The organism is Sandarakinorhabdus rubra, from assembly GCF_010994245.1.
Classification (GTDB): Bacteria; Pseudomonadota; Alphaproteobacteria; order Sphingomonadales; family Sphingomonadaceae; genus Sandarakinorhabdus; species Sandarakinorhabdus rubra.
In genome coordinates, this window is record NZ_WMHO01000257.1 from 1 (window position 1) to 3,232 (window position 3,232).

Annotated in this window: 3 protein-coding genes; 2 read left to right on the forward strand and 1 reads right to left on the reverse strand. The window is 69.8% G+C overall.

Features of this window, described 5'->3' with window-relative positions:
- A partial coding sequence (locus tag GJV64_RS12900; protein ID WP_164157718.1) for a pyridoxal-phosphate dependent enzyme occupies positions 1 to 488 on the forward strand: 488 nt, incomplete at its 5' end.
- 28 nt (positions 489 to 516) lie between these two features.
- Here GJV64_RS12900 and glpD read toward each other — a convergent pair.
- Positions 517 to 2,040, reverse strand: coding sequence for a glycerol-3-phosphate dehydrogenase (gene glpD / locus GJV64_RS12905; RefSeq protein ID WP_164157719.1), 1,524 nt, complete (start codon positions 2,038 to 2,040; stop codon positions 517 to 519).
- 41 nt (positions 2,041 to 2,081) lie between these two features.
- Here glpD and GJV64_RS12910 point away from each other — a divergent pair.
- The coding region (locus GJV64_RS12910) for an FGGY family carbohydrate kinase (protein WP_164157721.1) at positions 2,082 to 3,232 on the forward strand (1,151 nt) is incomplete at its 3' end.

Genomic DNA, 3,232 nt, shown 5'->3' on the forward strand with positions numbered 1-3,232 from the left:
TTGAGGCCGTCGCTGACCTGGCGGCGCGCGGCGAAACCGCCGACCTCGCGCTCGTCTGCTGCGGCGGCGGTGGCCTCGCCAGCGGCTTTGCCGCCGGCAGCCAGCTTCCCACCATCATCGTGGAGCCGCAGGGCTATGACGATGTCTGCCGCAGCCTGGCGGCCGGGCAAATCCTGCCCGTAGAGAACCCCGGCCCGACCCGCTGCGACGCGCTGCAGACGCTGCGCATGGCGGAGATCACCTTTGCGACGCTGCGGCACCACGGCGCCACCGGCGTGGCAGTGAGCGAGGCCGAGGTGGCGCGCGCTGTTGCCTTTGCCTTCCGCGAACTGAAGCTGGTGGTGGAGCCAGGCGGTTCGGTCACGCTGGCTGCGCTACTGGCCGGGCGTGTCGATGTCGCCGGCAAGACGGTGATTGCCACGCTCTCGGGTGGTAATATCGATGCCGCCGTGCTGGTCGATTGCCTGAGGGAAGCCGGCGACCTCTAGCGCTCAGCCGGATCGCCCCACCCGTGTCTCAGCCGAGACCAGGCCGGGCGAAGCGGTGGCCGGCCGGGATGTCCTTGAGGTCGGATGGGGTTTCGCCGAACCAGCGCGCCACTTCGGCCTGCGCGGCGCTATCGAGGTGGAGGCCCAGCTTGGTGCGCCGCCACAGCACGTCGCCGCTGGTCTGCGCCCATTCACGGCGACGGAAATAATCGAGCTCGGCCTCGAACACGCCGCCCAGATTGTGGCCCAGCCCGCCGGCCAGCAACTGTTCGGCATCGGCGCCGATGGTGTGCGCCAGCCGGCGGATGATGGCCGGGTCATAGTGATGCTCGCGCGCCTGCAGTTGATCGAGCCAGCGTTTGAAGCCGGCCTGACCATGTTCGCCGGGCAGCCGCTCGAAAGCGCCGCCGGGCAGCGGGGCGCTGGCCGTCCAAGGCTTCGATTTCGGGCTGATGCGGCGCAGCACGTCCTCGGCGAGCACGCGATACGTGGTGATCTTGCCGCCCACCACGCTGAGGGCATCAAGGCCGGCGTGGCTGACGAGATGATAGTCGCGGCTGGTCTCCCGGTCGCCCTTTCCGGGTTCCAGCACCAGCGGCCGCACGCCGGCAAAGCGGTGGACCACATCCTCGGCGGTGAGCGGGCGGACGAGGTAGCGGTTGGCAGCAGCCAGCAGATACTCGACCTCGCCATCGGTGACGCTCGCCGCGCCGGGCGCCTGCACGTCGGTTTCGGTGGTCCCGATCAGCGAGAAATCCCGCTCATAGGGCAGCACGAAGATGATGCGCCCGTCCGGTTGCTGCAGCATGAAGGCGTCGCGCCCCAGATGCACGCGGCGAGTGACGATGTGGCTGCCCTGCACCAGCTTCAGCTGCGGGGCATCGTTGAGGCCCATGACCCGCTGCGCGACCTCGCCCGCCCAGGGGCCGGCGGCGTTGACCAGCTGCCGCGCTGCAAGTCGGCGGCCGTCGCCGCAGATCAGCTGCCATTGCCCGTCGCGTCGGTCTGCCCGCGACACGGTGGTGCGCGGCAGCACCAGTGCGCCCCTTGCGGCGGCGTCCTTCAGATTTTCGACCACCAGCCGGGCATCGTCGACCCAGCCGTCCCAGTAGCGGAAGGCGGTGCGATAGTCGGGCTTCAGCGCCCGCCCGGCGCGGGTGGCGCGCAAGTCGATGCGCTCGGAGCCCGGCACCACCACCCGCCGCGCCAGATGATCATAGAGGAGGGTGGCAAGCCTCAATTGCCACACCGGCCGCATGCCGGCAGCGTGCGGCAGCACAAAGGGCTGTGGCCAGCTGATGTGGGGCGCGATGTCGAGCAGCACCTCGCGTTCGGCCAACGCCTTCCTCACCAGCCCGAAGGCGAAGAATTCCAGATAGCGCAGGCCGCCGTGGATCAGCTTGGTGGAAGCAGACGAGGTGGCGCCGCCGACATCGCCGGCATCGAGGATGACCACCGACAGCCCGCGCCCGGCCGCATCGCGGGCGATGCCGGCGCCGTTGATGCCGGCGCCGATGATGGCCACATCGAAAAGCGTTTCGCCTGCGCTCACACCGCTTCCCTAACCGGCTTTGCCCCCCTAGGAAAGGTGACATGACCGATCAGCTGCTGCTCGTGCTGGATGCCGGCACCACCTCCACCCGCGCCATCGCCTTCACCCCCGGCGGCGAGATCGTTGCCAGCGCGGCGCGCCCCATCACCCAGCATTATCCGGCCAGCGGCTGGGTGGAACATGATGCCGGCGAGATCTGGGCATTGTCGCGCGCCGTGCTCGACGAGGTGGCGCTGGCCGTGGGGCCAAATCGCATCGCCGCCATCGGCATCACCAACCAGCGCGAGACCATCTGTTTCTGGGATCGCGGCACTGGCGAGCCGTTGTCTCGCGCCATCGTCTGGCAGGACCGGCGCACCGCCGACTTCTGCGCCGCACTGAAGGAGGCGGATCAGGGCCTGGAAGCCAGGGTGCAGGCCAAGACCGGCCTGCTGCTCGATCCCTATTTCTCGGGCACCAAGTTCCGCTGGGCGCTGGACAACTGGCCGATGGTGGCCGACGCCGCGCGTGATGGTCGGCTGGCCGTGGGCACGGTGGAAAGCTGGCTGATCTGGAACCTGTCGGGCGGCGCGGTTCATGTCACCGATGCCACCAACGCCAGCCGCACGCTGCTGATGGATCTGGGCACCTGCCAGTGGGATGAAGGGCTCATCAGCCTGTTTGGCGTGCCGGCCGCCGCCTTGCCGGCCATCGTCGATTGCGCCAGCGATCCGCAACGCCCACTGGCCGTGGCGCAGGTGGCGGGGCGCGCCATTCCCATCACCGGCGCCGCCGGCGATCAGCAGGCCGCCGCCATTGGGCAGGGCTGCCTTGCGGCCGGCATGCTGAAGGCCACTTATGGCACAGGCTGTTTCCTTCTCGCTCATGCCGGCGCGGCGCCGCCGGTCTCGCGCCACCGCCTGCTGGCCACCGTGGCGTGGCGGCTGGGCGGCGAACCAGCCTATGCGCTGGAAGGCGCCATCTTCGTGGCCGGATCGGCCATCCAGTGGCTGCGCGACGGGCTGGGGCTGCTGGCCGACAGCGCTGACAGCGAAACGCTGGCGCAAAGCGTGCCCGACAATGGCGGCGTCAGCTTCGTGCCGGCGCTGGCCGGGCTGGGCGCGCCGCACTGGGCGCCAGACGCGCGCGGGCTGATCTGCGGCCTGTCGGGCGGCACCACCCGCGCCCACATCGTGCGCGCTGCACTCGAAGC